The organism is Peristeroidobacter agariperforans (assembly GCF_004138335.1).
GTDB lineage: Bacteria > Pseudomonadota > Gammaproteobacteria > Steroidobacterales > Steroidobacteraceae > Steroidobacter > Steroidobacter agariperforans.
Window position 1 is genome coordinate 1,040,167 of record NZ_RYFW01000001.1, and the last position, 25,966, is coordinate 1,066,132.

A 25,966-nucleotide genomic window follows, 5' to 3' on the forward strand; every position below is an offset into this window, starting at 1 on the left:
GCCCGCTATCAAGTGTGCGGCGGGTTCAAATACTTGCCGTGCCAATCCAGGTAGCGCTGCATCCGATCTTTCAAGTACGTCGGCTTGCGGATCCCGTGGTGCTCGCCCGGATAGATGATCAGCTGGGTCGGCACGCCGAGGCTGCGGAGCGCTTGATACATCTGTTCTGAATTCAGCAAAGGCACGTTGAAGTCCTGCTCGCCGCACAGGAACAACGTCGGCGTCTTGATGCGGTCGGCGTGCAAGAACGCGTACGAGTTGTGCAGATAGGTGTCGAGATTCTTCCAGGGCAGGCCCAGCTCCATCTCATATTCGCGGATGTACATGTCCGTGCCATAGCCCGCCAGCACGTTCGAGATCGACGCGCCGCTGGTCGCCGATTTGAAGCGCGTGTCCTTGGCAATCACGACGTTGGTGAGAATGCCGCCATAGCTCCAGCCACCGACGCCTAGCCGGTTCGGATCGGCGATGCCCTGCTGCACGACATAGTCCACCGCGCCAAGCACGTCCTCCGAGTCCTTGCCGCCCCAATCTTTATAGATGGCGGTCGTGAACGCTTCGCCTCGCCCCGAGCTGCCGCGAGGATTCGCAGAGACGATCACGTACCCCTGGGACGCAAAGATCTGCCATGGCAGCGTGAACGAGTTCGCGTACTGGGAGACCGGCCCGCCGTGAATCCACAGCAAGGTCGGATAGCGCTGGCCAGCAACGTAGCCCGCTGGCTTCACAACGAAGCCGCTCACGCGCGTGCCATCCTTCGACGGAAAGGAGATCTCTTCGGTCGTGGCGAGTTGCACGCTCGCCAGCCACTCGTCATTGTGATGAGACAGCACGCGCGTTTGCTTGCCATCGAATGCATACACCGCATCCGGCGAGTCCACGGTGCTGTCGAGGACGGCGATGCGACCTTTGCTGCCCAGATCGTAGTCAGTCGTTTCGCGTCGACCGTCGAGCAAGCGATCGATCTTGCCGTTCGCCACATTCAGGCGCGACAGCACCTGGTTGCGATCGTCTTCGAGCAGGAAGTAAATGGCTTTGCCGTCTGCCGACCAGTGGGGCTGGATCACATTGCGGTCCAGAGTCTTTGTGACAATGCGCGACGTGCCGCCGGTCGCCGCGACAACCGCCAGGTTGTGAACCGAGTAATAAATGAGCTTCGGGTCGCCTGCAGTCACGAACGCCAGCTCTCGCCCATCGGGGCGCCACGACGGTGCGCTCATCCATGAGGAGTCGCCGGTGTCGCCTTGGAACCTGGTAACCAGCGTCGCGCTCGCGCCGGCACGCGGCTCGATGGTGTACAAGCCGAACTCGTTGTTGCGATCCGGATCTTCGTTGCGATTGCTATAGAAGGCGATACGGCTGCCGTCGGGTGACCAGCGCGGCATGCTTTCGTCGAAACGATCCGGCGTGAGGTTGTCCGCCTTGCGCGTGGCTACGTCGAATACATACAAATGACGGCGCTGCGTGCCCAGATAGCCGGTGCCGTCCTCTTTGAAGTAGAAGCGATCGATGACAATGGGCGCCGGCGTCTTGTCCTTGTCCGCGCCGCGCTGTTTACGGGGATCTTCGTCGCTGACGATCAGCGCCAGTTTCTTGCCGTCGGGCGACCACTCGAAATCGACCACGTCGCCATTGAAGCCGGTCAGCGGCTTGGCTTCGCCGCCCTGGCGATCCAGCAACCACACTTGTTCCGGCGGATCGTCTTCGCCGCGGGCGGTGAGAAAGCCGAGGTACTTGCCGTCGGGACTCCAGCGGGGCGAGCTCTCGCTGTCATCGGAGTTGGTGAGCTGCACGCTTTGTTTGCCGTCCCAGCTCGACATCCAGATGTGGCTGTTGCCTTTGTCCTTGACCGGATCGGCCGTGCGGACCACGTAGGCGACCCACTGCCCGTCCGGCGACACCTGTGGATCGCTGATCTCCCGCACGGCGTTGATGTCTTCGGCGGTGAGCGGCCGGCGCTCGGCCGCGGCCATAGCTATCGATGGAACAAACTGGCAAGCGACCCAGCCGAGTAGCAAGGCACGCAACGTGACATTCAGCATTTGGAACGGGACTCCCGGAGGAAGAGGAGCGCAGAGTGTCGTACGGCAAATCCTTCGTCAATTCAGCACCTCGGAACCAAGGCTTTTTCCGAACGTTTTGCCACGGCAACCCTTCGATAGGGCAAGAGGCGAGAGCATGAAGCCATTGGTGTGGTTGGGATTTGCATTAGTCGTGGCGTGGGCCGTTCTCTGGCTCGGCATCAAGATGGCCGTGTTCGCCGTGCACGCGCTGCTGCTGATCGGCGTGGCCCTGATCGGCTGGGGCCTGCTGCACCGAGGGCATGCCGACAGTTCGTCTTAACATTTGATAGCTGGCCATGCGTGACCTGCCGCCAGATCTCCCCGAATCGGTAGTGCAGGCTCATCAGCACGCACGAGCCAACGGATTGATCTATGTATCGGACGCCGAGCCGGGTATCGGGCGTCACAAGCGCGGCACGGGCTTCTACTATGTAGGCCCCGACCACAAGCGCATTACCGAGGAGCGCGTCCTAGCCCGCATTCGCAAGCTGGCCATTCCGCCGGCCTATACCGATGTCTGGATCTGCACCAAGGAGCGCGGGCACCTGCAGGCAACCGGCCGCGATGCTCGCAGGCGCAAGCAGTATCGATATCACGCCGAGTGGCGCACCACGCGCGACAACGGCAAGTTCACCAAGATGATCGAATTCGGCGCGCAGCTGCCCAAGCTGCGGCGCCGGCTCAAACAGGATCTGGCATTGCCGGGCCTGCCCAAGAACAAGGTGCTGGCGGTCATCGTCACTTTGCTCGAGGAAACATTGATTCGAGTGGGCAACGAAGAGTACGCCCGCGCCAACCAGTCCTATGGGTTGACCACCCTTAGAAACAAACATGTGAAGTTTCTGAGGGACGGGCGGGCGTCGTTCAACTTCCGCGGCAAGAGTGGCCGCCCGCACGAAGTGGTGTTGGACGACCGCAGGCTCGGGCGCCTGATCAGACACATTCAGCAGCTGCCCGGGCAGGCGTTGTTTCAATACGTGGACGATGACGGCAAGCGCCAGCCGGTGGACTCGGGCATGGTGAACGAGTACCTGCACGAGGCCATGGGCGGCGACAACGATTTCACCGCCAAGGATTTCCGGACCTGGGGTGGCACGGTGCGAGCCATCGCGTTCCTGGCGTGCCAGGCGCGCCAGGAACCCATGAGTCAGCGCGCCTTCAATGGCTGCGTGGCCGCCACGGCTCGCAACGTTGCCGAGGCATTGGGTAACACCCCGGCGGTGTGCCGCAAGTCATACATCAATCCAGTGGTGTTCGATGCCTGGAAGGCAGGCATCGTCGAGAAACGAGTCCCGCAAAAATCGATGTCGCCGCGCCAGATGGAGCAGGCCGCGCTGGCGTTGCTCAAGACTCAGCACAAGACAACCGCTAAATAGGCCGTTTGCGCTTCGTACGGCTCTCCAGCAAGATGCGCCCGCCGGGGCGCAGCCCGGCACAGAAGCGGTGCGGGCATGCAGCCGGAAAAACAAACATCCTCCAAAGGAATGACGATCGGTCTGGCGTTGCTGTTCGGCGCGGCCGGCGCGTCGATGACGTCGGATCTCGAGAATTTCTGGTTCGCTGCGCTGCTCGGGGCATTGCTGGCCCAGATCTTTCATTTGCGTGGCCGCGTGCAGTCGTTGGATGAGCAAATGCGCTCGCTGCGGATGACTGTCGAGTCTCCCGAGCCGAAGCCCAGCGCTGCTTCGCAAGCTGTCGCTGAAAGCGCACCAGCGCCGACGGCCTCGCCGGGTGTCGCGGCAGCTCGAGCCTCGGCAGAGCAAGTTACCTCAGCCGTGCCGCCGAGTGTTGTTCAGCCAACGCCTCCGACGGCGGCTCCTCGCGAGCGAGCCGCACCGTCACCGCCGCCGCGGCCCGTTCCGCCGCCGGAGCCGTCTGGCATCGAGCGCTTGTTCGGCGAGTTCATGAGCTGGCTGAAGCGCGGCAATCCGCTGGCGCGCATCGGTATCGTCATTCTGTTCTTCGGCGCGACGTTCCTGGCGAAATATGCGGCCGAGAACAGCTTGTTCCCGATCGAGCTGCGCTTCGTTGCGATCGCGATCGGCGCGTTCGCACTGCTGATCGTGGGTTGGCGATTGCGTGAGAAGCGGCCCGTCTATTCCGAGGTGCTACAGGGTGGCGGCATCGCGGGTTTGTATCTAACCGTCTATGCGGCAACACGCTTCGATTTGCTGCCGACCGGACTCGCTTTCGGGCTGCTGGTCGTGGTCGCCCTGGCCGCCGCGATTCTGGCGGTCGGACAGAACGCGCTTTCGCTGGCAGTCATCGGCACCGCGGGCGGCTTCCTCGCCCCGGTCATGGTGTCGACGGGCAGCGGCAATTACATCGCTTTGTTCAGCTACTACGCCATCCTGAATCTCGGAGTGTTTGCGGTGGCTTGGTTCCGTACGTGGAAGGTGCTCAACGTACTGGGCTTCCTGTTCACGTACACGATCACCGGCCTGTGGCGCTTCAACGGCTATGAAAGCGACGATTTGTTCGCCGCCGACGCCTTCCTCATCCTGTTCTTCCTGATGTACGTCGGCGTCTCGATCCTGAACTGCGTGCGCCAGCCGCCCGATCTGAAGGGCTATGTCTCCGGCTCGCTGGTCTTCGGATTGCCGGTGGTCGCGTTTGGCTTGCACGCGTCGATGGTCTCGCGCATCGAGTATGCGATGGCGTGGAGCGCGTTTGCGCTTGGCGCGTTCTACCTGGCGCTGGGTTGGACGCTTTATCGCACGCGTCACGAGAGCTTTCGTTTGCTGGTCGAAGCCTTTGCCGCGTTGGGTGTGATCTTCGCCAGCCTCGCCATTCCCCTTGCCTTCGATACGCGCACGACGGCGGCCATGTGGGCAGTCGAGGGCGCCGGGTTGTTGTGGCTCGGTGTGCGCCAGGAGCGCAAGCTCGCTCGAGCGTTCGGCGCATTGCTACAGATCGCGGCAGGCATGGGTTATCTGATGGGCATGCACTATCGGAATGCCGAGGACCTGCCGATTCTCAACAGCACGTTGCTCGGCGCAGTCATGCTCAGCATCTCCGGCATCTGCAGCGGCTACTGGCTGTTTCGTAATCGCCCGCGACAGGCGCGCTACGAGTCCGGCGCCGATGCGGTGTTCACTTTTTGGGGTGTCGGTTGGTGGCTGCTGGGGGGATTGCGCGAGATCGAAACGTACTTCCCCGATGCGGCGTATGGCGCGGCGTTGAGCTTCGTCGCGTTGACGCTTGCGCTGCTGGCCTGGCTGAGTTTGAAACGCGAATGGCGCTTGCCGCTGCTGATCGCGACGTACCTGCCGCCGTTCGTTGCCTTGTTTGCCTTGACCGGCGCGATGAACTTTGGGCATCCGTTCGTTTGGTGGGGCGCGGTCGGTTGGGTGCTGCTGTTTGTCGCGCACTTCGCGATGCTACGCTTGGGCGAGAGCCGCGACGTGCCAGGGCTCAATTGGCTCCACGCCGGCGCAGCCTGGGTGTTCGCGCTCATCGTCGCGTGGGAAGCGAGTTATCGAATCGCCGAGCTGACGACTGGTGTGTGGGCGTTACTGCCCTGGGGCGTCGTGCCTGCGCTGGCGGTCGCCTGGCTCGGCCGCCAACAGCTGAGTCCTCGTTGGCCGGTCGCGATACGCGAGCAGGCGTATCGGGTCTACGGCGCCATGCCGCTCGTTGGCGCGATGGCCCTTTGGATACTCGTGATCAACCTGAGCAGCACGGGCGACTCGACCTGGCTGCCCTATCTGCCCCTACTGAATCCGCTCGATATCAGTGTCGCACTGTGTTTCGCGGCGCTCGCGATGTGGTGGAGCTCGCTGACAGACGAGCAGCGCACGATTCTCTGGCAGTTCGATTCCCGAGCGCTGATTGCAATCGTCGCCGGCCTGGTCTTCGTCTGGTTGAACGCCGCGTTGATTCGCACGCTCCATCACAACTTCGGGGCGCCGATCACAAGCCATGGAATGGCGCATTCCACGCTGGTGCAAGCTTCGCTCTCGATCTTCTGGGGCGTATTGGGCTTCACTGCCATGACGCTGGCCGCGCGCCAGCGATGGCGATACGTCTGGATCGTCGGCGCGGCGCTGATGGTCGTCGTCGTCGGCAAACTGTTCTTCGATCTGGCCAATGTCAGCGCCATCGGCAAGATCGCCTCGTTCCTCACGGTGGGGGCGTTGCTGGTGGTGACCGGCTATCTCGCACCTCTGCCTCCCCGCAGGGTGAACGAGCAGGTGACGGAATGATGGGCTCGACCAACAGGACCTTGCAATCGTCTATGACCGTGCGCGCAATGTTCGTTTCATTCGGCTGTTTGCTGGCAGCGAGTGTCGGCGCCGCTCCGCCCAGCCAGAACGACTATTCCAGCGGCATGTCGGTCCGGGCGAACTACTCCCAGCCGATAGTCGAGACCGTGCTGCCCGACGATGTGTATCGCGCGATTACTCGTGCCGATCTGGGCGATCTGCGGGTCTTCAACGCCGATGGAATGCCGGTGCCGCATGCGTTTTGCGCAGCTCCTTCGAGTATGGCTCCGGAGGTGACCGAACAGTCGCTGCTCGTGTTCGTGCTGCGAGGACGGGATCAGATCTACACGGACAACTCGCGCGTCGCCGTCGAAACATCGTCCGGCACCCGCGTGAACGTGGAGGAATCGTCGGCGCTCGCACCCGAAGTGGTCAGCGGCCTGATGCACATCATCGATGCCCGCCCGACTCAGACGCTGCGCGCCATCCGTTTCGACTGGCGCAGTCCCGACGGCGCTTCCGAGGTGAAAGTTCGCATCGAGGCCAGCGAAGATCTGGATCGGTGGCAAACCATCGTGCCCGCCAGCACCTTGTTACTCGCGCAGCAGGGCGATCAGGAATTGCGTCGCGAGCGCATCGAGTTGCCGAATCGCAAGTACAGCTATCTGCGCGTGCAGCGTGTCGACAGCGGTCCGCCGTTGGTCCTGAATTCGGTTACGGCCGAGCAAGTTGCCGCCGCGGAAGAAATCGAACCCATGTGGTTCAACGCGCATCCAATGACATCCAAGGAAGCGGATGTTTTGTACTTCGATTCCCAGCACCAGGCGCCGGTCACTTATGCGCGCATACGCCTGCCACAACCGAACAGCACGGTCAGCGTGAGTTTGCAGAGCCGGGCCGATGAAGGCTCTCCCTGGCGCAGTCGTTGGACCGGCGAAAGTTATGTCATCGTCTCGGACACCGTGCGGCGGGAAAGCCCGCCGGCGCAGTTCCAGGCGACCACCGATCGATATTGGCGCCTGCAGATCCTGAAAGATCCGCAGGTGTATCAGGACAGCACGCTCGAGCTGGGCTACCGGCCGGCCAAGCTGCGGTTTCTCACCCAGGGCCCGAGCCCGTTCACCGTGGCGTTCGGCAGTCGCCGGGCGGAACCGGCTCAACCGGCGGTTTGCGATGGCCTGCTGGCCAACATGAGCGCCGCCGACCGGGAGCGGATGATCGAGCAGGGCTTCGTGGATCAGATCGTTCAGTTGGGCGGCGCCGATGCCTTGAAACCGCTGCCGAAGAAGACCCCGGCCAAGGTAGTCGTTTTGTGGGTGGTCCTGGTCGTCGGAGTGGCGCTGCTGGTTGGAATGGCCCTGTCGCTGCTGAAGCGCGTAAGGCATCCCACGAACTAAGCGGCCAGCCGGAGAATTCGTCCGGCGTCTGAACTAGAATGGGCGCCCTTTTTCCTGGGCCGGGTGCGCGGGCGCCCCTGATTCCCATGCGCTTTCCGCAAGATTTCGATGTCATCGTCGTGGGCGGCGGTCACGCCGGCACCGAGGCTGCTCTGGCCTCGGCGCGGATGGGTGTGCGCACGCTGCTGCTCACGCAGAGCATCGAGACCCTGGGCCAGATGAGCTGCAATCCCGCCATCGGCGGCATCGGCAAGGGCCATCTGGTGAAGGAAATCGATGCGCTCGGCGGCGCCATGGCGCAGGCCGCGGATCGCGGTGGTATTCAGTTTCGTACCCTGAACGCCAGCAAGGGCCCGGCGGTTCGCGCCACTCGGGCGCAAGCCGATCGCGTGCTGTACAAGGCCGCGGTCCGTTCGATGCTGGAGAACCAGCCGAACCTGACGCTGTTCCAGCAGGAAGTTGCCGATCTCATCGTCGAGCACGAGCGCGTTCATGGCGTCGTGACTCAGACCGGCATCGAGTTTCGTGCGCGGGCCGTAGTCCTCACCGTGGGCACGTTCCTCGCCGGCAAGATTCATGTGGGTCTCACCAACTATCAGGGCGGACGTGCGGGTGACCCGCCGTCGAATCGTCTCGCTGAGCGGTTGCGCGCACTGCCTTTCCGCGTGGGTCGTTTGAAAACCGGCACACCGCCGCGGATCGACGGCCGCACGATCAACTACGACGGCCTGCTGGTGCAGCCGGGCGATGAGCCGGCGCCCGTGTTCTCATATCTCGGCCGTCGCAGCGATCATCCGCGCCAGGTGAATTGTCATATCACCGCGACCAACGAGCGCACGCACGAGATCATTCGCGCGGGCTGCGATCGTTCGCCCATGTACACCGGCGTCATCGAAGGCGTCGGGCCGCGCTATTGCCCGTCGGTGGAAGACAAGATCCATCGTTTCGCCGACAAGACCTCGCATCAGATTTTCATCGAGCCCGAAGGGCTGACGACTCACGAGATCTATCCCAACGGCATTTCCACCAGCCTGCCGTTCGATGTACAGCTGGACCTGGTGCGCTCGATCAAAGGGTTCGAGAACGCGCACATCACGCGGCCGGGCTATGCGATCGAGTACGACTACTTCGACCCTCGCGACCTTCGTTACAGCCTGGAGACGAAGTTTATCGGCGGCCTGTTCTTCGCCGGCCAGATCAATGGCACGACCGGTTACGAAGAAGCCGCGGCGCAGGGTTTGCTCGCGGGTTTGAACGCGGCGCTGCTGACGCAAGAGCGTGAAGCGTGGACGCCCCGTCGCGATGAGGCGTATATCGGCGTGCTGGTCGACGACTTGATCACTCGCGGCACGAGTGAGCCCTATCGCATGTTCACGAGCCGCGCCGAGTATCGACTGCTGCTGCGAGAAGACAACGCCGATCTGCGCTTGACCGCGAAAGGTCGCGAGCTGGGCCTGGTAAACGACGAGCGTTGGGCGTTCTTCGACGCGAAGCGCGCAGCTATCGATGCCGAAGTCGTGCGCCTGGACAAAGCAATCGTGCGTCCGCAGCACCTCACCGAAGAGCGTTCGCTCGAACTGCTCGGAACCACGCTGAGTCGCGAGGCACACGGTTTCGATTTGTTGCGACGGCCGGAAGTGTCGTACGCGGCGCTCGCCTCGATCGAACAGGTCGGCAAGGCCGACTGGATGGATGCTGCCGACGTCGACGAACGGCTGGCGGAACAGGTGCAGCTGCAAGTCGAAGTGCAGGCGAAGTACACCGGCTACATCGATCGCCAGCAGGACGAGATCGAGCGGCAACGCCGTCATGAAGACACGCGACTGCCGGACAATATCGACTATGCGCAGGTGCGTGGCCTGTCGATGGAAGTGCGCCAGCGCTTGCAGGAAGCACGGCCGGACACGGTCGGTCGTGCGGCGCGGATCCCGGGCGTTACTCCGGCGGCAATTTCACTTTTGCTGGTTCATCTGAAGCGCCGTCAGGGTGTTCCCTCACAGCGGGCGAGCTGATTTCGCGCCTTTTCCGCGGAACTCGAAGTTGCTTCACAACTTGCGGAAGGGGCATGGCGGCGCAGCCTGCCATTCCGTAAAGTCTCCCGGTCCCCGGTCGATGTTTTGAGCGAGGTTCACAGTGCTCTGTGACCTCATTCGTCGTTTCCCCGAGGGCTGACTGCTACCTTTGCTGCCACTCTTTTGACTTTGCACGTCCATGATCTGGTTCGTTCTCTTTGCCAGCACGGTGTTCGGCTTGTACTTCTGGCGTCAGTACGCACAGAGGCAGCGCGAGTTGAACAGCCCGCTCGCCAGCCATCGCTCCGGCCATAGCCACATCGGCCAGGTCGTGGTGTTGGAGCAGGGGCTGCAGAACGGCGCGGGCCGCATTCGCCTGGGCAATCGCGATTGGAGCATTCGCGGGCCGAACCTCCCGCCGGGCGCGCGGGTTCGCGTCACTGGCGTGGACGGCACGGTGCTGCTGGTCGATCGAGTCGCCGCCTGAAGGCTCCGGCTAGCGGCAGCCGTTTTCTTTCTTCGCTCGCTCGCCGTTATCTTTCCATAACGTTTCGGCTTGCGACTTCGCCGCATCCAGCACCTGCGCGGGCTGGCCTTTTTCCAGCATCGGAATGCTCTGCGCGAAGCCTAGCGACGTGACGATGTAGGCGTCGCCCATGCAGCCGGCTTCATTCAACTGATCCCCGAAGTACTGCCACGCTAACAATTGCACGCGGGGCATCTGCCGGCCCCATGGCATGCGAACCATCGACAGGAATGCTGTCGGCTCGCCATCGCGCGCGGCGTCGGTGCCGAAAGCGAGAGCAGTGCGCGTATCGGCCGGATGACCATCGCAGCCGAGCGACATGCAGTTCGCCAGGTCCAGCTTTGCTTTCGGCATGCTGCGGCCGGCTACCTTGAGCAGGTCGCGAATCTTGCTGACGTTCTCGGTGGTCTCGCCGCGTTGGACGGCTACCAACAGGTTGCTCGCCGCTGCATACATTGCAGGCGCGTAATTTTTACTGATCGCCGCCTGTAACAAAGCTTCGCGCTTGACGGGATCGCGCGTGAACGGCGCCAATTCGGCAGCGCTCGCCGGATCGCCGGCATCCGCCGCCGCACGCAAGCGCGATTCGATACCGGCGAAGTCGAAGCGCGCCTGGCTGCAACCTTGCTTGGCGCGCGGATTGAATTCGGCTTGGGCCTTCAGCACGCCGGCGACTCGACCAGCCCGTTCCGCCGGAAACTGTTTGGCGACTTGAGGCAGCTGCGCCTGCCAATCCTGTTGGCGCGACTGGGACACCGAATTGCACCAGTGCTGGATGCGCACGAGGGCAATGTTTGCATTCCGATTGCCCTGCGCGGCGAGCGTGCTCAAGCTCGCGACGGCTTTGTGCGCTTCGCCACGCGCGATCTGATCGATGACTTCGTCACCGACGTCCAGGCCACGAAAGTTACGAAACGTGGTGACTCGCTGCAGCGTTTGCTGAAATTCAGTTTCATCCGTCGGCGCGATGGTGACGGGGGGCGCTTCCGGCGGTGCTTCAGGAGGAGCCGCCTGCTTCGGCTTCTCGATGGCGTGCGCGGCGCTCTGGATCAAGAGCAGCGCTGCCGCAAAGGCAGCGCTGCGTAGCGTTTCGTGAAAGCTGCGATTCATAGGAATAGCCGCCCCCGCCGACGACCCTCGATTACGGATTCGGGATCAGATCGTACTCGACCTGCACGCTGCCGTTGAATCCCATCTGGCCGCTCTGGTAGGAGCCGCCGGCGTCGGAAGCCATCTCGGCGCGAGCCATGTTGGCTTTCATCATCGGCATCGGCGGCGGCACGAAGCCAGAGCTGGCGGAAATCGTACGCGGCGCGCCCAAACGAGCGCCGGCGGCCTTGGCCACGGCTTCCGCATTCAGCTTCGCGTCAGCAACGGCCTTCGCGAGGGCTTCACGCTCCAGGTCGCGCCGCTTGGTCGAGTCCAGGCGCGGATCGCCGACCGAATTCACGCCGAGGTCGAACGACTTCTCCATCAGCTGGCCGAGCTTGTCCAGATCGCGCAGTTCGATCTCGATCTGGCGCGAGACGTAGTAGCCGATCAGGTTGCGTTCCTTGGCGTTGTTGTCCCAGTTGTACTCGGGCTGAACACTGACGCGCGTGGTGCGCACGTATTTCTGATCGATCTTCAAATCGCGCGTCAGCTTCAGCACGGCGTCGACGGTCTTCGTGACTTCGTTGCGCGCGTCTTCCATCTTCGGCTTGCGTGCTTCGACGCCCAGCGTGATCAGGGCGCGATCCGGCTCAGCCTGAATCTCAGCTTGACCGGAGACGCTGATGGTGCGCGGACGCTCGGCTTCCGCGCCGGCAGCCCAGCCGGAAATCAACAACGCGCAAGCGGCGGCAGTGCTGAGCTGAAGAGTTCTGAATCGCATGTGAATGTTCCTTGATTACAAGCCGCTGATCCGCGGCAGGTCAGAAGCTTTGTCCGTGGCGACGGCGGCAAGTTCAGCGTCCGGCCGCGCGAGAAAAAAATATCGCTGCGCTCAACCCAACAAGCGTCGTATCAACGTTTGTAGCTCGGATCGGTCGCGCTGCAACCTGTCCCCGAGGCCCGCGACGATCATTTCGAGCTCACCGGTGGCGCGCTCGAAGTCATCGTTCACGACGACGTAGTCGAACTCGTTCCAATGGGACATGTCGGCGATCGAATCGCGCAGGCGACGCGCGATGACTTCATCGTTGTCCGTTTGCCGGCCGCGCAAGCGTTGTTCGAGTGCTTCGCGCGAGGGCGGCAGGATGAAAATGGACTGACATTCGGGCATGGCGCGGCGAATCTGTTGCGCACCCTGCCAGTCGATCTCTAGCAGCACGTTCTCGCCACTGCGAAGCATGCTTTCGACCTGAGGTTTCGAGGTGCCGTAGTAATTGTCGAACACACGGGCGTGCTCGAGGAAATCGCCGGCCGCAACCATGCGCTCGAACTCGGCGTGATCGACGAAGAAGTAATCGCGGCCGTGGTGTTCGTTGGGACGAGGTTTGCGAGTCGTATAGGAAATGGAAAAGCGCAGCGACGGCACGCGCGCCATCAATGCACGCACCAGCGTCGTCTTGCCCGCACCCGACGGCGCGGCGATCACAAAGAGTTTTCCTCGGGTTCCCGACACTGCACTCATTCCACGTTCTGTACTTGTTCGCGCATCTGCTCGATCGCGACTTTCATATCCACGGCCGCCCGCGTCGTCTCGCTGTCCTGAGACTTGGATGAAAGCGTATTGGCTTCGCGATTCAGCTCCTGCATCAGGAAGTCCAGGCGGCGGCCGGCGGGCTCGGCGGAATTCAGCACCGACGTCACTTCGTCCAGATGCGCGCCGAGGCGGTCCAACTCCTCATCCACATCCATCTTGTGCGCGTACAGCACGAGCTCCTGCTCCAAGCGCTCGGGATCCGCCGTCGTGCCGAGTTGCGCGATCCGCTCGACGATGCGTTCACGCATGCGGCGCGAGACTTCCGGCAAACGCGCGCGTACTGCTTGGACTTGTGTGCGCATCGTTAAACACCGGGTCAGCAACAACTCGCGAATTCGTTGCCCTTCGCGCAGGCGAGTGTCGTTCAACTCGTTCAGCGCTTCCTGCACGAGCTCCAACGCAGCCGCGAGCACCGGCTTGATGTCCACTTCGGCTTCGCGCACCACGCCGGGCCAGCGCAGCACATCGATCGGACTGACCGGCGCGGGATACTTCAGCTGACCCCGGACCTGTTCCACGCGGGCGACCAGCTCGTCCAGCAACTGCGAGTCCAGCTCCAGCGACCGCTGCGTGCCCGCCGCCGACTTCAGGTACAGGTTGGCGTCCACCTTGCCTCGGCGCAGCGCCGCGGTGACCGCCTGGCGCACGTCGTTGTCCAGCGCCTTCAGCTCTTCGGGCAGGCGCAGCGAGGTCTCGAGGTAGCGATGGTTCACGGTGCGCAGCTCGCACACCAGCGTACCCCATGGGCCCTGGCGCTCGCGCCGGGCGAAACCTGTCATGCTGCGGATCATTATTTCGTGCCGTTGGGAGAGATTAAGGCAAACGCTGTCTTACACGGTGCGTGACGCGATGCTATAAAGCGACGCCTTGAAAGGGGCAAGTGTATCAGCTGAAGAGCCGTCCGGCCGGAGCCCGCGCTTGCGGATCGAGCATGCAGATTTAAGTCTGATCGGTGATCGTGAGGACAACCAGGACCGTGTGACCGTCGCCGCCACCGATAAGGCGGCGCTGCTCGTGGTCATCGATGGCATGGGCGGTCATTCCGATGGCAGCCGCGCCGCCGACACGGCGCTGAAAAGCCTGCTGGATTCTTTCCAGCAAACGCCCTTACCGATGTTCGATCCCATCGGCTTCCTGCATTTGTCGCTAAGTCGCGCGCACGACGACGTCGCCCGCCTGGGCAACGGCCAGAGCATCGATGCGCGGCCGCGCGCCACGATTGCGGTGTGCCTGGTCCAGGAAGGCGCAGCCTATTGGGCGCACGTCGGCGACAGCCGCATCTATCACATCCGTCACGGCAAGCTGGTGGCGCGCACCCGCGACCACAGCCATGTCGAGCTGCTGTTGCGCGAAGGCAAGATCACCGAGGAAGAGCTGCCCAATCACCCGATGCGCAACTTCGTCGAGTGCTGCCTTGGCGGCGATCCGGCGATTCCCGAGATGACCATCAGCGGCCGGCACGCACTACAGGCCGGCGACGTGCTGCTGTTGTGTACCGATGGCATCTGGGCAAACCTGCGCGACACGGATATCGCCGCATTTTTCCGGGACGACACACAACAACTGCGGGCCTGGCTGGAAGCCCTGGGCCGACGCGCAGTTCAGGCTGCATCGCCTTTCAGCGATAATTCCACCGCTGCCGTGATGCGCTACCTCAGCAACTAGCAGCATCGCTTTCCTACAGCTTCCGAGGGAGGAAGCATGAAATCCAGACCCAGTGGCCGCGCTCTCGATGAGCTGCGGCCGATCCGCATTACTCGTCGTTTCACCCGTCACGCCGAAGGCTCGGTGTTGATCGAGTGCGGTGACACGCGCGTGCTCTGTACCGCGAGCGTCGAGGAAACCATTCCCTCCTTCCTGCGCAACTCGGGAAAAGGCTGGGTGACTGCCGAGTACGGCATGCTTCCGCGCGCCACTCACACTCGCAACAAGCGCGAGGCGGCGTCGGGTAAGCAAGGCGGTCGCACGCTGGAGATCCAGCGGCTCATCGGCAGAGCCTTGCGCGCGGTGATCGATCTCAAGGCGCTCGGCGAGCGCTCGATCACCGTCGACTGCGACGTTCTGCAAGCGGATGGCGGCACGCGTACGGCTTCGATCACCGGCGGCTATGTGGCGATGGTCGATGCCGTCAATTCACTGGTGCGCAAGGGCGTGCTGCGCGATAGCCCGATTCATGGCCAGGTCGCAGCGATCTCGGTGGGCATCTGGTCGGGACAGCCGGTGCTGGATCTGGATTACGCCGAGGACTCGGAGGCCGAGACCGACATGAACATCGTCATGAACAATGGCGGCGGTTTCATCGAGGTGCAGGGCACGGCCGAGGGTCATGCCTTCCGGCGCGAGGAGCTCGATGCTCTGCTGAATCTGGCCGCGAACGGTTGCGGTCAGCTGCTGGCGCGCCAGCTCGAAGCTTTGAACGCGGATTGAGCGGGGCCCGATGCGCCTGGTGATCGCCACCGGCAATGCCGGCAAATTGAAGGAGCTGCGCGAGCTGCTGCCGCCGCCGGCCTTCGAAGTCCTGCCGCAGTCGCAGTTCACCTCGGTGAGTGTCGAGGAGACCGGGCTGACGTTCGTGGAGAACGCCATCCTGAAAGCACGACACGCGGCGGAAGCATCTGGCTTGCCGGCCATCGCCGATGATTCAGGCCTCGAAGTCGATGCACTCGAGGGTGCGCCCGGCATTTACTCCGCGCGCTATGCAGGCGTAGGTGCGAGCGACGAAGACAATCTGCGCAAGTTGCTCGCCGTGCTGGAAGGCAAATCGCCGGCAGAGCGCACCGCTCGTTATCAATGCGCGTTGGTGTACCTGCGCTCGCCACGAGATCCGTCGCCGCTGATTTGTCAGGCGAGTTGGGAAGGCCGCATCACCAGCAATCGTCGTGGCGCCGGCGGTTTCGGCTACGACCCGATCTTCGAGCTGGCCGATCGCCCGCTGACAGTGGCGGAGTTGCCCGCGGCGGAGAAGAATCTGCTCAGTCATCGCGGCAAGGCGCTGCGTGGCTTGGTCTCCCAGTTGCGCCAGATCTATCCGATCGCGCCGTAGCGAGTTGCTCGTGTCCCTCGTCCTGCCTCCGCTCTCCTTGTACGTGCACATGCCCTGGTGTGTGCGCAAGTGCCCGTACTGCGACTTCAACTCGCACGCGGCGCCGGAGTTGGTGCCGCAGGCCCAATACATCGACGCCTTGCTCGAAGACCTGCAGAACGACCTGGCAGCGGCACAAGGCCGCCCCCTCACGTCGATCTTCTTCGGCGGCGGCACGCCGAGCCTGTTCGCGCCGGATCAGGTCGGCCGACTGCTCGAAGGGGTGCGCCGCCAGCTGCCCTTCGATCCGAGCATCGAAATCACGCTCGAAGCGAATCCCGGCACCATCGAGCACGGCCGCTTCTCGGGCTACCGCGACGCCGGCGTGAATCGCGTGTCGCTGGGGGCGCAGACGTTCAACGAAGAGCAGCTGAAGTTGCTCGGACGCATTCACGGCGCCGGCGACATCGCGCGGGCCGTTGAAGAGCTGCGGCAGGCCGGGCTCGACAATTTCAATCTGGATCTGATGTACGGCTTGCCGGCACAGAGCGTCTCGCAAGCATTGGAGGACCTGGAGCGCGCGCTGGCACTTCAGCCCACCCACCTCTCGCAGTATCAACTCACGCTGGAGCCGGGCACCGTGTTCTATCACCGCCCGCCGGCGTTACCCGACCCCGACGATTGTTGGCAGATGCAGATCGATTGTCAGGAGCTGCTGGCGACGCGCGGCTATGAGCAGTACGAAGTTTCGGCTTACGCGCGAACGGGGCGCAGGAGCCGCCACAATCTGAATTACTGGGAGTTCGGCGACTACATCGGCATCGGCGCCGGCGCGCACGGCAAGCTGACGCGCCCCGATACAGGCGGAGCGATCGTCCGGACCGCTCGAGTGAAGCAACCTCGGGAATACCTGTCCCGCACTGCAAATTCGAGGGTGAGCGAGCATCGCGTGGTGCCGGCCGGGGATTTGCCCTTCGAATTCATGTTGAACGGCCTGCGACTGATCGAGGGTTTCGACGAGCAAACGTTCGAGTCACGCACCGGCTTGTCATTCGCCGTGCTCACGGAGAGCGTGAGCCAGGCAGAACGAAGAGGACTGCTCGAGCGCGACGGAGATCGACACTGGCGGGCGACGGTGGATGGGCAGCGCTTCCTCAACGATCTGCAGGAGCTGTTCTTACCGTCGTAGGAAAAATCCGAACGTCGCGACGGAGCGAAAAGTTCCCTTCCCCTGACCGCAAACAGTGTGATCCGTCCCACAAAATTTTCTTTGAAAACCGATCCCTTAGCACTGCGCGCGGCGGGGTTATGCACACTCGACCAAGCGTGTCGTCCGCGCCCCACGTTGATGACAAAATTACATGCGATATATCAGCAGGGCTTCGTAAGTCATTGATCGCGCAGGGTGAAATACCCTGGTGAAAAAGTGAGCAATTTGACAGCGTCACAATTCTGCAAGGTCCGAGCTCGATGCGGTGGTGAGTCATCCACACACTTATCCACAGACTTTGTGGATAACCGCCGTCAAGTACCTACGAATCCGATTGCCCCCCTCCTGCGATAAGTTTTTTTCTTGCGGGGGTGGCGTTCGGTCGCTACACTTCGCCCCCTTTTTTCGGCCCCGTCCGACCCAAGATATAGCGCCATGAAAGACGGCATCCATCCCGAGTACAAAGAGATCAACGTGGTCTGCAGCTGCGGTAACTCCTTTGTTACCCGCTCCACGCTGGGCCATGACCTGCAGATCGAAGTCTGCTCCAACTGCCATCCGTTCTACACGGGCAAGCAGAAGATCGTCGATACCGGCGGTCGCGTGGACAAGTTCCGCAAGAAGTACGCTCGCTAACACCGGTTGCCGGGGCTCATACCCCAGCGATCATCTGCGAGCCGGCTGAGTCTGCGTTAAGCAGGCATTCAGCAGGCGGGCTCTACATCGAAGGGGCGCTCCGGTTTCCGGGGCGCCCTTTTGTCGTTCGCGTTGTTCCGGTCGCCATTCTGCCGGTAAAGGGAATCCAGTCAGGGAACTCGCGACGATTTGCATCGACATAGAGCTATGGAGTGCAATGGCCACCTCGCCGTTGCCGAGTTGGACGCCGCCATGCCGCTGAAAAACTCTGTTCGCGCCGTGTTGCTCGTGACTCTCGCCGCCGGACCGGCTGCGCTGCTGAGCGGCTGCGCTTCCAATCCCGTGACCGGCAGCCCGGATCTGGTGTTCCAGAGCGAATCCGGCGAGATCAAGCGCTCCAAAGAAGTTCACCCGATGATCATGCAGCAGTTCGGTGGACCGTACGAGAACCAGCAGCTGCAGGCCTATGTGAACGACGTTGGCCAGCGTGCTGCCAAGGCCAGTCACCGTCCCGAGCTCGAATATCACTTCATGGTCCTGGACAGCGAGGACATCAACGCCTTCACGACCGGCGGCGGCTACGTCTACATCACCCGCGGCATCATGAATTACTTGAATTCGGAGGCCGAGCTGACCGCCGTGCTGGGTCACGAGATCGGACACGTCACCGCACGGCATCCGGTGCGGCAGCAGAGCAAGTCGACGTTGTCGAATATCGGCGCGGCCGCAGTTGGCCTGTTCACGGGCAGCGCCGATCTTGCCGGCCTCGCCAACTATGCTGGCGCGGCGCTGGTCAGCGGCTATGGACGAGATCAGGAGCTCGAGGCCGATCGTCTCGGCGCCGAATACCTTACCAAGGTCGGCTACGCGCCCGAGAGCATGATCGACGTCGTGCGCCTGCTGAAGAACCAGGAGATGTACGAGATCGCGCGCGCTCGAGAGGAAAAGCGGGAGCCGCGTGTCTATCACGGCGTGTTCGCGACTCACCCGGACAACGATCAGCGTCTCACCGAAGTGGTGAAAGCCGCGGACAAGCTCAAAGGTGGGCCGACCGATAATCTCGATCCCGGCCGCGAGAAATATCTGAAGCAGATCGAAGGTCTGCCGATGGGGCCGAGTCGCTCGCAAGGCGTGCTCAAAGGCAATCGCTTTTATCACGCCGACATGGGACTGACGCTGGCCTTCCCGAGCGGCTGGACGGTCGAGAACCAGGCCGATCGCGTCGTCGCACTCTCGCCGCAGAAAGACAGCGTTCTGCAGATGCAGACGCAGGCGCCGCCGCCGAACACCGGGCCGCGTGAATTTCTTTCACGCCTGCTCGCGCGCTCCAGCGCCAGTCAGTCAGAGCCCATCGAGGTGAATGGGTTGCAGGGTTACACCGCCCTGGTGCGAGCCGCGAACACGCCGTTCGGCCTGATGCCGGCCCGCTACGTGGTTCTCTATCACAACAATCTCGCCTACATTTTTGCCGGCGCCAGCAAGGGTTCCACCGGCGCGCCCAAGGCCGACGCGCTGTTCATGTCCTCGGTGAAAACCTTCCGGCGCCTGAGGCAGAACGAGTTCGCGCTCGCCGAGCCGTACAAGATCAAGACGATCCGGGCGACCGAGACGACACGCATTGCCGATCTTGCGAAAACTTCACCGTTGCCCGAGTACGCCGAACAGCAACTGCGCCTGCTCAACGACCTCTACCCGAACAAAGAGCCGCAGCCCGGCCAGCTCATCAAGATCGTGCAGTAGTCGGAGTTATTCGACGCGAGGATTAATCTCGCCGAAGGAAAGATAAGTCCGCCTAATAGACAACGGCGGACTTCGCGGCAGCCGAGTCGAGCCTATAGCGTCGCAGCCGCAGCGATGCACATTCCTAATGTCTGACGACAGTCTCCATGCTTGATTCGCTGGCGATGACGTGTAAGTCTGCGCCTCCGATTTTTGCGCTTGCAAAAAGCCGCGACGAACGAATGCCTACGGACGGGCTCGCTCGTTTCTCCACGGCTTGGCCAGATGCTCCCTCACCGAAGCGCCCGGTCAGGCTTCCCCTGTGGCATCTGTTTGCGAAATTAGCTCCCAGGTTATCGTCATGGCTGAAAAGAAGTTTGAACTGACCAATCTGGCGACCGGCAAGAAGTCGCTCGCCGAAGTGAAGAGCGGCACGCTCGGGCCCGATGTGCTCAGCATCGGCAATCTCGCCAAGGAACACGGCATGTTTACGTTCGACCCGGGCTTCATGGCCACGGCGTCGTGCGAAAGTAAAATTACTTTCATCGATGGCGACAACGGTGTGTTGCTGTACCGGGGCTACCCGATCGAGCAGCTGGCCGAGAAGAGCAACTTCCTGGAAGTGTCGTACCTGCTGATCAACGGGGAGCTGCCGACCACCGAGCAGCTCGCCGAATTCACGCACGCCATCCAGTACCACACGATGATCAACGAATCGCTGCTGCGATTCTTCAACGGCTTCCAGTACAACGCGCACCCGATGGCGATGCTCTCGGGCGTGGTGGCGTCGATGGCGGCGTTCTATCACGACTCGATGGACATCAATAACCCGCGCCATCGCGAGATTTTTGCCCATCGCATCATCGCGAAGATTCCGACGATCGCCGCGGCCGCGTACAAGCACGCGCTCGGGCAGCCTTTCATGTACCCGCGCAACGATCTGGATTACTGCGCGAACCATGCTGCACATGTTCTTCGCGGTGCCGTGCGAGCAGTACAACATCGATCCGGTGCAGGCGCAGGCGCTGGATCTGCTGTTCATCCTGCACGCCGATCACGAGCAGAACGCGAGCACATCGACCGTGCGTCTCGCCGGCAGCACCGGCGCCAATCCGTACGCGGCGATCTCTTCGGGCATCTCGGCCCTGTGGGGCCCGGCGCACGGCGGTGCGAACGAAGCCGTGCTGGCGATGCTCGAGCAGATCGGCACCGTCGAGAACGTGCCGAAGTTCCTCGCGAAGGCCAAGGACAAGAACGACAACTTCAAGCTGATGGGCTTCGGCCATCGCGTCTACAAGAACTTCGACCCGCGCGCGACCATCATCCGCGCCATGGCTCACAAGGTGCTGGCGAAGCTCGGCAAGTCCGACAACCCGCTGTTCGAGCTGGCGCTGAAGCTGGAAGAGATCGCGTTGAAGGACGAGTACTTCGTCGAGCGCAAGCTGTATCCGAACGTGGACTTCTATTCCGGCATCATCTACAGCGCGATCGGCATTCCGCAGTCGATGTTCACGGTGATGTTCGCGATCGCGCGCACCGTCGGCTGGGTGGCGCACTGGCAGGAAATGATTGCCGATCCGACCATGAAGATCAGCCGTCCGCGCCAGCTGTACACCGGCCCGGCGAATCGCAAGTACGTCGAAATCGAGAAGCGCTGAGAGTCATCTCAAGCAGCCATCCCTGGAGCGTTGGCCAGCCGGTACATTCCGTGTACCGGCGTTCGCCCGGTTCGAGGCGACGTTAAGTCGCCTCGAAAAGTCATCCGGGCTCACCCGATTCCAGTAGAGATTCCAACTCCGCCGCATCTGCGCGGCGCATCGGCTTGCCGTCCACCGGGCTGGCCGGGGACTGGCGAATGCCATCGATGGGAAACACGACCGCGTCGATTTCCCGATCCCCCGCGACGAACTGCACGACCGGATACGAAACCAGCCGATTCGGCTCGTAACGCAGCCGGCGCTCGGCCAGGTGATGCGGAATATTCTTGTCCATCAGGTGCAGCGTCACCCGTTCCGGGCTGTCCGCGAACAAGTGCAGGTTCACTTCCGAGTGCGCCGACGCCGTGCCGCTGAGCACCGGTCCCACCAGGCGCGGCTGAAAGCTATCCAGCAACTTCATCGCCTGTAGCGCTGTGCGGCGTAACGCACTCAGCGCCGTGGAGTGCTTGTCGCCGTCGAACAAACGATGGTGCGCGGCCAGCGCGGCTTCGATCTCGGTGTTCTTCGGCAGCACCGCGATGTCAGTCGCCCCGAGGCGCTCGGCCGCCTTGCGCTTGGCCAGACCGTAATCATCGATGCCCTGCTCGGACATGATGCGTGCCGCCTCCTGCGCCAATGCCATGCGCAGCTGCTCCGCGCGTGGATTACTTCGTTTGCTCATCTTCGTTCCCGTAATCAGAACCGATCCGCCATCCGCACGCTTCGGCTAGAACAGCGAGTCGTCCTTTTCCTTGTTCTCTTCGTCTTCGTCGCCGGGCAGCGCTGTGTCGACTTCGGCTTGCGGCGGCAGATGGCCGGCCATGAAGGTCTCGAAAATAGCGTTCGGATCGCCGGGCCGTGCGGCCAGGCCGGTATCCGCCGAGATCCGCATGGATACGAGCCCCGGGGGTGGGGTGCGTTTTTGCTCGGGCACACCTTTCAACGCTTCGGACATGAAGTAGATCCACATCGGCAGCGCCGTGCGGCTGCCTTCTTCACCCGGGCCGAGCGAACGTTCCTGATCGAAGCCCACCCAGGCGGTGCCGACCAGCGAGCTGTTGAAGCCGCAGAACCAGGCATCGCGACGATCGTTGGTCGTACCGGTCTTGCCCGCGATGTCGCCTCGCTTTAATTGCAGGGCGCGCACGGCGGTGCCCCGCTTGACGACATCCGCCATCATGTCGGTGATCAAATAATCGTTCTGCGGCGAGAGCACCTGGGGAGCCAGAAACTTCTCCTGCAGATAAGTGCGGCCGCCCCAGCGCGTCTCGTCGTTGGTGGCGGTGGTGATCGGCGCATCGAGCAGATTGGTCGGGCCGCCTTCGGTCTCGGTGGGCGTCGGCTGTACGCAGTCGGCGCAGGCGAATTTGGGCTGGGCCTCGAACTCGACTTTGCCGTTGGTGTCGATGATGCGTTGAATGAAATAGGGCTCGATGCGGAACCCGCCGTTCGCGAACACCGAGTAAGCGCTGGCCATCTCCAAAGGAGACACCTGCGCCGTGCCCAGAGCGAGCGACAGATTGCGCGGCAAGCTGTTCTCTGGAAAGCCGAAGCGCGAAATGAACTGCGTGGCATACGCAGGCCCCAACGAATTCATCACGCGGATGGAAACCAGATTACGCGAGCGGACCAGCGCTTCACGCAGACGCATCGGACCGCGAAATTCGCGAGAGTTGTTCTGCGGGCGCCAGCTGCCTTCGAGCGCCGCATCCTCGATCACCAGCGGCGCGTCGTTGACGATGCTCGCAGGCGTGAAGCCCTGGTCGAGCGCCGCCGAGTAGAGGAAAGGTTTGAACGAGGATCCCGGCTGGCGCTTGGCCTGCACGGCGCGGTTGTAGTTGCTGGCGAAATAATCGAAGCCGCCGCTGAGCGCAGCGATGCCGCCATCCTGCGGATCCATGGCAACGAACGCGCCCTGCGCTTCCGGCACCTGCACCATGCGCCAGTTGCCGGAGACTTCTTGAGCGACATAGATGATGTCGCCGACCGCAAGCACATCAGCCGCGCGTTGCAATTGGGGGCCGACGCTACCATCGGGCAGCGGGCTGCGTGCCCAGCTGATTGCACTCCAGCCCAAGTTGATGCGGCCGCCGTTGCGCGAGTAAGCAACCGCGCTTTTCTCTTCCGTCGCGATGACCACAGCAGGTTCGAGACCGCCGCGCACTGCGTATTCCTCGAGCGCCTGCGACCATTCCTTTTCACGCGCGCCTGACGGCAATGGGACGCGTCCTGCGGGGCCGCGATATCCATGGCGCTGATCGTAATCGAGCAATGCGCCACGCAATGCTTTCACCGCTGCGTGTTGCAGGCGGCTGTCGACTGTCGTGACGACTTCATAACCTGCGGTGTACGCGTCGGCGCCGAGCCGCTCGAACAATTCGGCTCGCACCATCTCCGCGATGTACGGCGCTTCGACTTCGACCGCCGGTCCGTGCAGCTTCGACTCGACGGGCGCATTCAATGCCGACTCATACTCGGCCTGCGTGATGAATTCTTTCTCACGCATACGACGCAATACATAGGAACGCCGCTGTCGGGCGAGCTCCGCATTCGCGACCGGATTGTCACGCGACGGCAGACGGAACGTGCCAGCGATCACCGCGATCTCGGGCAGCGTCAATTGATCGACCGCCTTGCCGTAATAAACCTCGGCCGCGGCGCCGATGCCGTAAGCGCGCTGGCCGAGAAACATCTTGTTCAGATAGAGCGCGAGAATTTCCTGCTTGGTGAGCTCCTGCTCGATGCGCAGCGTGGTGAAGATTTCCACCATCTTGCGGCGATAACTCTTCTCCGGACTCAGGAACACGCCGCGAGCCAGCTGCATCGTGATCGTGCTGCCGCCCTCGGCTTTGTTGCCCGACAGGAGGTGACGAAGCACGGCGCGCGCCAGGCCCGGATAGTCGACGCCACCGTGCTGGAAGAAACGATCGTCCTCGGCCGCCAGGACCGCATTGATCATCTGGCCGGGAATGGCTTCGAAGGACAACGGGATGCGGCGCTGCTCACCGAACTGGGCAATCAGTCGCCCGTCGCGGCTGAACACGCGCAACGGCACCTGCAGCCGGATGTCCTTGATGGCGCTCACGTCCGGCAGGCTGGGTCGGAGGTACTGATAGGCGCCGGCCAGTCCGAGGACCGCCGCGCCGCCCGCTCCGATCATGCCCGCGAGGATCAGCCGAAGAGGGGATTTGAGGTAACGTCGCATGGCAACTAAAAATCCTAAGTCCTTGCTTTGCCAGTTGCTATATCAAAAGCTGCTAGGCAATATTAGCCCCGAACCCATGAACATAATCTGGCTTTGGGACGAAGCTCCACGGCATCGCGCCATCGGTCTGGGGGTCGACCGATAGTAACAATGCCTCCTCTGGCTGACTTTGAGGCCAGACCCTGAAGATCGTTGCACACGACTCTGAGGTTTCACACCGATTGGGTCTGCGGCACGAAACCGCAAACGGCGTTCAGGGATATCGGCAGGAGAGCGCGCGGTCCGAGGAGAGATTCGACGCTGTTCAGGAGGTAAGGCTCTGATCTGCTTCGTCTCTGGCCAATGAACGCAGCCGAAATGCGCTGACTACTGCAAAAAAAGCACTTTTGGTGCGGGAATACCGCGATGGTATTTCGTGAGGCTCCTCACATTCAACTTAAGTCACGGCTGTATATAGTTGCCGCCCGTGTTTCGCGTCCGATCTCCGATCGTGCCCTAAGTGGTTGATCAAGAAAGGGAACCAGCGTGCTGTTAACCGCAAAATCCAGACCCATCCTGGGGCTGGACATCACTACCTCCTCGGTCAAGCTCATTGAATTGAGCATGAGCGGCGGTCAATACCGCGTGGAGTCGTATGCGGCGGAAGCCACTCCGCCGAATTCCATCAACGAAAAGGCCATCGTCGATGCCAATGCCGTCGGCGAGGCGATCAAGCGAGCTGTAAAGCGTTCAGGCGCGCGCGCCAAGGAAGCGGCGGTGGCGATCAGCGGCGACGCTGCGATTACCAAAGTCATCCAGATGCCCCGCACGCTGGGTGAGAACGAGCTGGAAGGCCAGGTGGAAATGCAGGCCGACCAGTACATCCCCTTCCCGATGGAAGAAGTCAGCTTCGACTTCGAAGTGATCGGTCCTTCTGAGAAGGATCCAGACATGCTCGACGTGCTGCTGGTTGCGACCCGCTCCGAGAACGTCGAACAGCGGATCGCCGCATGTGCTGCCGCTGGCCTGACCGCGCGGATCGTGGACGTGGAAGCCTTCGCGCTCGAGAACGCCTGCCGCCTGCTCACTCACCAGATGCCCGATGGCGGCCTCGGCCGCGTGATCGCGGTGGTCGACTTCGGCGCCAGCTCGACCACGTTCAGCGTGCTGCGAGATCTGAAAGTCATCTACACGCGCGACTTCGCCTTCGGCGGTCAGCAGTTAACAGAAGAAGTGATGCGCACGTACGGCCTTAGCATGGAAGAAGCCGGCCGTGCCAAGAAAGAAGGTGGTCTGCCGGGCAACTACGAAACCGAAGTGCTCGGCCCGTTCATCGACGATATGTGCCAGCAGGTGAGCCGCTCGCTGCAGTTCTTCCTCGCCTCGGGCGCCGGCCGCGAGCAGCCTGAACAGATTCTGATTTGCGGTGGCTGCGCCAACATTCCGGGCGCCGCGGAAATGATCCAAAGTCGTGTCGGCATCGAATCACAACGAGGCGATCCTCTGGGTCAGATGAAGGTAAGTCAGAAGGCCAAGGCGCAGGCGGTCAAGAAAGATGCCACCGCATTATTGACAGCGTGCGGTCTCGCGTTACGGAGCTTCGACTGAC

20 protein-coding genes and 1 pseudogene are annotated in these 25,966 nt (G+C 62.2%); 14 read left to right on the top strand and 7 right to left on the bottom strand.

The annotated features are described in order from the left end of the window. Window positions 1-8 precede the first annotated feature (8 nt). The gene (locus EK373_RS04565; protein ID WP_198683063.1) at window positions 9-2,042 is read right to left on the bottom strand and encodes a S9 family peptidase; all 2,034 of its coding nucleotides are present in this window, start codon (window positions 2,040-2,042) and stop codon (window positions 9-11) included. A 136-nt stretch (window positions 2,043-2,178) separates the two neighbouring features. Here EK373_RS04565 and EK373_RS32990 point away from each other — a divergent pair, with 136 nt between their 5' ends. From EK373_RS32990 to EK373_RS04590, 6 genes are all read left to right on the top strand, one after another. Continuing rightward, window positions 2,179-2,343 (top strand): hypothetical protein, encoded by a 165-nt coding sequence (locus EK373_RS32990; RefSeq protein WP_157994217.1) that lies wholly within the window; start codon window positions 2,179-2,181, stop codon window positions 2,341-2,343. Between the two features lie 16 nt (window positions 2,344-2,359). Then, window positions 2,360-3,439 (top strand): DNA topoisomerase IB, encoded by a 1,080-nt coding sequence (locus tag EK373_RS04570; protein ID WP_129641544.1) that lies wholly within the window; start codon window positions 2,360-2,362, stop codon window positions 3,437-3,439. Between the two features lie 75 nt (window positions 3,440-3,514). Continuing rightward, entirely contained in the window at window positions 3,515-6,268 is a 2,754-nt protein-coding gene (locus EK373_RS04575; protein WP_129641545.1) for a DUF2339 domain-containing protein, read from the top strand. A 32-nt stretch (window positions 6,269-6,300) separates the two neighbouring features. Beyond that, a complete protein-coding gene (locus EK373_RS04580; protein ID WP_157994218.1) occupies window positions 6,301-7,665 on the top strand; it encodes a DUF3999 domain-containing protein in 1,365 nt (454 codons plus the stop codon). Window positions 7,666-7,751: 86 nt separating this feature from the next. After that, window positions 7,752-9,677 (top strand): tRNA uridine-5-carboxymethylaminomethyl(34) synthesis enzyme MnmG, encoded by a 1,926-nt coding sequence (mnmG, locus tag EK373_RS04585; protein ID WP_129641547.1) that lies wholly within the window; start codon window positions 7,752-7,754, stop codon window positions 9,675-9,677. A 199-nt stretch (window positions 9,678-9,876) separates the two neighbouring features. Then, entirely contained in the window at window positions 9,877-10,164 is a 288-nt protein-coding gene (locus EK373_RS04590; protein WP_129641548.1) for an NfeD family protein, read from the top strand. Window positions 10,165-10,173: 9 nt separating this feature from the next. On the opposite strand, the gene EK373_RS04595 is transcribed toward EK373_RS04590, so the two are convergent. From EK373_RS04595 to EK373_RS04610, 4 genes are all read right to left on the bottom strand, one after another. After that, window positions 10,174-11,313, bottom strand: coding sequence for a hypothetical protein (locus EK373_RS04595; RefSeq protein ID WP_129641549.1), 1,140 nt, complete (start codon window positions 11,311-11,313; stop codon window positions 10,174-10,176). A 31-nt stretch (window positions 11,314-11,344) separates the two neighbouring features. After that, a complete protein-coding gene (locus EK373_RS04600; protein ID WP_129641550.1) occupies window positions 11,345-12,076 on the bottom strand; it encodes an SIMPL domain-containing protein in 732 nt (243 codons plus the stop codon). A gap of 111 nt (window positions 12,077-12,187) precedes the next feature. Then, window positions 12,188-12,817, bottom strand: coding sequence for a guanylate kinase (gene gmk, locus EK373_RS04605; protein ID WP_129641551.1), 630 nt, complete (start codon window positions 12,815-12,817; stop codon window positions 12,188-12,190). Next, entirely contained in the window at window positions 12,814-13,668 is an 855-nt protein-coding gene (locus EK373_RS04610) for a YicC/YloC family endoribonuclease (protein WP_232831013.1), read from the bottom strand. The genes gmk and EK373_RS04610 overlap by 4 nt, the downstream gene beginning before the upstream one ends. A 139-nt stretch (window positions 13,669-13,807) precedes the next feature. On the opposite strand from EK373_RS04610, the gene EK373_RS04615 reads away from it, so the two are divergent. The 7 genes and pseudogenes from EK373_RS04615 to EK373_RS34195 all read left to right on the top strand — a co-directional run bounded on the left by EK373_RS04615 (window position 13,808) and on the right by EK373_RS34195 (window position 21,134). After that, window positions 13,808-14,554, top strand: a complete 747-nt coding sequence (locus EK373_RS04615; protein ID WP_157994219.1) for a PP2C family protein-serine/threonine phosphatase — start codon at window positions 13,808-13,810, stop codon at window positions 14,552-14,554. 36 nt (window positions 14,555-14,590) lie between these two features. After that, window positions 14,591-15,316 carry a ribonuclease PH gene (rph, locus tag EK373_RS04620; RefSeq protein WP_129641554.1) on the top strand — a complete coding sequence of 242 codons (726 nt, stop codon included), beginning with the start codon at window positions 14,591-14,593 and terminating at the stop codon, window positions 15,314-15,316. A 10-nt stretch (window positions 15,317-15,326) separates the two neighbouring features. Next, window positions 15,327-15,932 (top strand): RdgB/HAM1 family non-canonical purine NTP pyrophosphatase, encoded by a 606-nt coding sequence (rdgB, locus tag EK373_RS04625; RefSeq protein ID WP_129641555.1) that lies wholly within the window; start codon window positions 15,327-15,329, stop codon window positions 15,930-15,932. A 10-nt stretch (window positions 15,933-15,942) separates the two neighbouring features. After that, the gene (hemW, locus tag EK373_RS04630; protein ID WP_232831014.1) at window positions 15,943-17,100 is read left to right on the top strand and encodes a radical SAM family heme chaperone HemW; all 1,158 of its coding nucleotides are present in this window, start codon (window positions 15,943-15,945) and stop codon (window positions 17,098-17,100) included. A gap of 456 nt (window positions 17,101-17,556) precedes the next feature. Then, window positions 17,557-17,757: a 50S ribosomal protein L31 gene (rpmE, locus tag EK373_RS04635; RefSeq protein ID WP_129641557.1), complete on the top strand. Its 201-nt coding sequence runs from the start codon at window positions 17,557-17,559 to the stop codon at window positions 17,755-17,757. A gap of 252 nt (window positions 17,758-18,009) precedes the next feature. Continuing rightward, entirely contained in the window at window positions 18,010-19,497 is a 1,488-nt protein-coding gene (locus EK373_RS04640) for a M48 family metalloprotease (protein WP_157994220.1), read from the top strand. 340 nt (window positions 19,498-19,837) lie between these two features. Further along, window positions 19,838-21,134: pseudogene (locus EK373_RS34195) on the top strand (citrate synthase). 100 nt (window positions 21,135-21,234) lie between these two features. On the opposite strand, the gene EK373_RS04650 reads toward EK373_RS34195, so the two are convergent. Next, window positions 21,235-21,855 carry a hypothetical protein gene (locus EK373_RS04650; RefSeq protein ID WP_129641559.1) on the bottom strand — a complete coding sequence of 207 codons (621 nt, stop codon included), beginning with the start codon at window positions 21,853-21,855 and terminating at the stop codon, window positions 21,235-21,237. A 45-nt stretch (window positions 21,856-21,900) separates the two neighbouring features. Beyond that, a complete protein-coding gene (locus EK373_RS04655) occupies window positions 21,901-24,378 on the bottom strand; it encodes a penicillin-binding protein 1A (RefSeq protein WP_129641560.1) in 2,478 nt (825 codons plus the stop codon). Window positions 24,379-24,903: 525 nt separating this feature from the next. Between EK373_RS04655 and EK373_RS04660 the strand changes: the two genes are divergently transcribed. Continuing rightward, the gene (locus tag EK373_RS04660) at window positions 24,904-25,965 is read left to right on the top strand and encodes a pilus assembly protein PilM (protein ID WP_198683065.1); all 1,062 of its coding nucleotides are present in this window, start codon (window positions 24,904-24,906) and stop codon (window positions 25,963-25,965) included. Window position 25,966: the final 1 nt, after the last annotated feature.